This window comes from Bartonella sp. AS69XJJH, assembly GCF_042195585.1.
Classification (GTDB): domain Bacteria; phylum Pseudomonadota; class Alphaproteobacteria; order Rhizobiales; family Rhizobiaceae; genus Bartonella.
The window spans coordinates 1-3,746 of the sequence record NZ_JBHIOO010000052.1 but is presented as its reverse complement, the minus strand read 5'-3'; the positions used below and the strand labels follow the sequence as shown (position 1 = coordinate 3,746).

Here is a 3,746-nt window from a genome sequence, read left to right as displayed (position 1 = left end):
CAAAGTGTTGTCTTTTATGGCACGCGTCCCTTTATTCAAAGTGGTGAACTCAATGAAGTTCAAACCATTATAAGGGGACGGCATGACCGCTTGGGGCGTCTTGTGGCACAAGAAGGAGACCGCGTTGAACGGGCTGATGCTTTTGTCAACAAAGAGACACAAACCGTCACTTTAACGGATGGCAAGATTTATATCGCAGGCGATATCTTTCCGGTCTCTGAAGCTGTACTCAACAATGTTTCCATGATTGGACGCTTGGAAATTGGTGTAAAGCTGCAAAAAAAATGGATAACCCATGAGGATGATCCAGAGCTGTTGGGGCAAGTCCCTGGCACCTTGGCAGAAGGAGAACCTGGTGCCGCACGCGAAACAGCAAAGCTTGTTTGGGCACTGAAAGAAGATGCGCAAAGTGGCACTTTCTTTCCGGTTTATATTTTACAAGATGGTGTTCTGATTGACCAAAAATCCCCCTCATTGCTTGAACCCGCCATGCAAGCTATTGCAACATATGACAGAGCCCATGGGCATTATATCGTGAGTGGCTGCCGTGTGAGCGCTTTAGGACCAAACAACGGTTGCCAAATCTTTAGTATTCAAGAAGGGGAAGCCAATATCAATGGCTTTAAACGCAAGCGCTTAGCCGCCTTGCGCCATGAAGAGGTGGAGGATTTTTCGACAAGCGTTGTTCCAAGCGAAACGCATATTTTTGCGCCTCCAAAAGGGAAAACAAGTTTCACCTTTAAACCCTATTATTTTCCTATTGCCGATATTCAGTCTCTTTTGTTGACAAAAGAAAAAACCGTTAACGTCACCCGTGGTGCCGTTGCTGCAGGGCGTGATGGTGTGCCGGATAAAAGCATCACCTCTTTTATTAAAGTCGTTCAAGGAAGCAAGGAATTTAAAGAAGGCATAGATTTTAAAAAAACCGGAGACACCATTGATTGGGCTCCCATGGGAGACGAACCTTTAGCGGGGAGCAGCTATAAGGTGACTTATCGCTATCGTGCAAAAATCACGGCTGATAAAGTAACAGCGCAGGAAATTACCGTCTCAGGGGGGGCGCAAGGTGGGGATATTATCGTCAGTTACACTTACAAATTGCCCCGCATTGACCGTATAGGACTGAACACAGGGGGCAATGTGGTTTACATCAAAGGTATATCAGTAGACCACCCTATGGCACCCAGTGTCCCTGATGATGTGTTATCCCTTGCAACGATCACCAACAATTGGCTTGAAACGCCGGTTGTGGTCAATGATGGCACACGGGTTGCCCCCTATGATGAGATGTGGCGCTATTTTCAACGGGTGCTCTCCCTTGACCGGTTGATGCAGTTAGAGCGCATTAAAAGCAATGTGGACTCTAAAGAACCTGTTGCCAAAAAAGGCATGTTCGCTGATCCCTTTCTTGATGATCGTTACAGAGATGAAGGCTTTCAACAAACGGGGGCTGTAGGCAACGGCATTTTACAGCTCGCCATTGATCCAACCTTTTACACCGCTAATCTTACAGCGCCTGTCACGCTTGACTGGACAAATGAGGTGATCATTGCGCAAGAGTTGACAACGGCTTGCGAAAAAATCAATCCTTATCAAAATTTTGCACCCCTGCCTGGTACAGTAACCCTTGACCCCGCGACAGACTTTTGGCATGAACAGCGCACCGATTGGCTCTCTGGCGTCACCAATCAAATCATCATGGGCTGGAACCGTGGCAGAACTATCCGTAACACAGAAGTGCGTGATGACTTGGTCAATGCACATCAAGAACAAACCGACTTTTTAAGACAAATTACCCTTCACTTTAAAATTGAAGGCTTTGGCAAGTTAGAACAATTAGAAAGCCTCATCTTTGATGGTGTGAATGTCTTGCCGAATTATCCCCTTTTTGCCAATTCCTATGGCACCCTTGAAGGAACTTTTAAGATTCCACAAAACATCACCGCTGGCACAAAAAATGTTGTGGCACGGGGGAAAGGTGGAACCATTGCAACGGGGCTTTTTACCGGTCAAGGCGTGATTGATGTGAAAGTGATGCGGCGCACCACCACTGTGAAAATATGGATGCAATTTGACCCACAAGCGCAGGTCTTTACCCCCGATGAAACACGGCAAATCACAGGAATTGACTTTCATCTTTGCAAAATCGGTAATCAAAACCATGATCTGGTGATTGATTTGGTCACCACTGAAAACGGTTATCCGACCGCCGATATTCAAGCGCAAAGCTTTTATTCTATGAAGGATGCAAAGCTAGGGTGGGCAGAGGCACGCTATGATGTACCACTGTTAGTTCCCGATGACCGATTAACGGCTTTCGTTATCAAGACAGATGATGCTGATCATTCTGTCTCACTGGCAAAGCTTGGGGATTTTGATGCAGAACACCAGAGATACGTCTCAAGCCACCCTTACGTGACCGGTCCACGCTTTTCTTCTGTCAATGCGCAAAGCTGGACAGCTCATCAAGATGAGGCTTTAGCCTTTCGTGTGTTGGCAGCACGCTATACACAAACAGAAAAGACTGTCGATTTAGGCACATTTGATCTTGTGGACTGCTCTGATTTACAAATACGTGCAGCCATTGAATTGCCTTCAAGCGATTGTTCTGTCATCTTTGAAATTGAAAGAAACAATGGCACGGTTTATCAACTGCTTCCCTTTCAATTACTCAGTCTTACTGAATATATCAGTGAAAAGGTAAAGCTTCGCGCCATTCTCAAAGGGACAGAAAAGCTCTCACCCGTGTTGTTTGCTCCTGTGCAATTGATTGCGGGAAAGATTCATAAGGAAGCTACTTATGTCACCCGTGCTTTCGCCTTTGGGGAAAAGGCAAGGTTAACGAGCTATATCAAAACATTTTTACCCGGCGGTGCAACCTTCTCACTCGAGATGCAACTGGATGATGGTGCTTTCACCCCTTTGAAATTAGAGGAAACAGAACAACTCGCTGAACCGCTTTGGACAGAGCGCAAATTTGTGAGCAGCGACAAAAGCGCCAAACAAGCGCGCTTGAAATTGACCCTTACCGGTGGACCGGCGGCACGCTCCATGGTGAGTGATTTTGGCGCCGGTATATTGTGATGGGAGAATGAGAGATGACCAAAACCAAAAAACTCGACATGGAATTGCCTAAAGAAGGACGCTTTATCAGTTCTGAATTCCCAATCTTGCGGGAAAACTTGACCAAAATTGATCAAGCTATGATGGAAGTTGAGGAAAAAGTAGACGAAAAAGCACCTTTAAAACACACGCATACCATAAGCGAAATCACAGATCTAGAAAGCGCTCTCAAAGGCAAAATGGCAGCCGATAAAACCTTCTCATTTGCTGATTTAAGCGATATCGAAGGTGCAAAAGATGCCGCAAATAATTATGTTCTCTATAAATCAAGCAACAATAACTTCACTTTTGGTAGTGCTATCTCTCTATTAGGCGCGCATCAACATAAAACCGAAGATATCGTGGGTCTTGATGATTTTAGAGCCAAGATCAATGAAGATCTCACAAGCTATGGACACCTCACAAGCCCAAATGAATGGCAAAGTTATAATAAATTTACCAGCAAAGTAACCATGAGTAGTGATTTGGAACTGTTAGGCAATTCGTCGTTTAACCTTATCCATAACAACAAAGTCGTTACCAATCTAAGCACAACCGGAAGCTCGCTGAAAGGACCGCTGAAAGTAGATGGTGACCTTATTTATACCAAATCACAAGTGGATGCAGCTATCTTAGCAGAAACA

2 protein-coding genes are annotated in these 3,746 nt (G+C 45.2%); both read left to right on the top strand.

The features are described from left to right. A partial coding sequence (locus ACFIK6_RS09285) for a DUF4815 domain-containing protein (protein WP_375677582.1) occupies positions 1–3,084 on the top strand: 3,084 nt, incomplete at its 5' end. A gap of 14 nt (positions 3,085–3,098) precedes the next feature. Then, the coding region (locus tag ACFIK6_RS09280) for a Bgr_08870 family protein (protein WP_375677581.1) at positions 3,099–3,746 on the top strand (648 nt) is incomplete at its 3' end.